1 protein-coding gene is annotated in these 1,366 nt (G+C 38.7%); it reads right to left on the reverse strand.

The genetic code is table 11. The features are described 5' to 3' along the window. Positions 1–83: 83 nt before the first annotated feature. Positions 84–722, reverse strand: coding sequence for a hypothetical protein (locus tag Q1A69_RS19935; RefSeq protein ID WP_299589620.1), 639 nt, complete (start codon positions 720–722; stop codon positions 84–86). Between the last annotated feature and the right edge of the window lie 644 nt (positions 723–1,366).

Below are 1,366 nucleotides of genomic sequence, written 5' to 3' on the forward strand. Positions count from 1 at the left end.
GAAGGTGTTAAATTACTTGAGCCCACTGGAATTTTTGGTGGGTAAACGTGTGTCACTTATGTTGGCAATCTAGGGTTTACCTATTAGTTAATTAATCTTAATATGAGGTGCCATATTGGCAGAATATACTGATTATCTCCACCCTGATAATATATAGTGTCATTTTCAGTTAAAATATTGTGCCCGCCTGGAACGGTGGTTACCACAGGGTCAGACCATAATCCGCTATTATCTGAGTAAACTTTCCTCTCATATTTGTTTCCAGTCGAATCTAATACATAAATAATTTTCCTTCCATCTTGATTCTTCATTGGCGTGTTTAGTCCGCTGTCGCAATACTTGCTTCCATTTTTCGCGACATAAACACCACCCATATATCCAGCTAGTTTCGGTCGATCACCTTTCTGAACACTTGCTTCAACATATTTTGCGAATTTACCTAAAAGGTCAGAGGTCTTTTTTCTCCCAACTAAATTGTCAGCAAAACCACACACTACGAAATTTATCTTCCGAAGTTGCCCATTAGGGTGCTTTTTTGCCAATATAGAGGTAATGTAACCAGTTACACTTTTTGGGATATCGGCATTACCAGGCGTGCCGTGAAACAGGAAGTAAATGCCTACGCCGTTTCCTACTTGCGATTCTGGATGGGCCGCGTGAAGCTTTTGAAATGGCGCACTGCCTTCGCCTTCACAGTAATCTTCACTACCTCTACTATTCATTACGCTCCTTGCCCTTTCCAAGGCTTTAGGATTTTCCAATCTCTTGGGGTTTTTTATAATAAACTGATAGTAAATGGTTTGTTGGTGTATGAATACTGTGACAATATTACTTTCACCCAGACCCTTTTTTTATATTTTTTAACTAATGCATCTCTAGCACTCTTAGTTTCTTGGTCATTCGAACCATCGAAACAAATTATATATACAAGACCTACTTTCATTTTGCTTTCCATCCGTTAGGTAGTTTGTATTACAGCAATCCAATGAAGCAGTTCTAGCGGCCTATTTCTGAGCCAAGCCGAACGAATTGGAAAATATACCCTGCGGTTAACATTTCACCTTCTGATCGCATCCCCAAAACTCAAAGCCAAAGCAGCCAGACCCACCAACAAATATACAAACCAAAAAGAAACATCAAAACTCACAGACTAAAATTAAAAACCCATCAAAAAAGTCAAATTTACCCCACAAATCCATAACCCCCACTCTCAATTCAAGAATGGCAATTAAGCCAAAAGGTAGGTCAAAGAAACACCAATGACTGACTATACGGAATTTTCATCGTTCTAGTTATTAACCCGGCGATCCTATAGTTCTATATAATATCCAAATGGATATTATTGATGCAAGAAAATTACCCGCTT

The sequence above is a fragment of the uncultured Microbulbifer sp. genome (genome assembly GCF_947498635.1).
Taxonomy (GTDB): Bacteria; Pseudomonadota; Gammaproteobacteria; order Pseudomonadales; family Cellvibrionaceae; genus Microbulbifer; species Microbulbifer echini.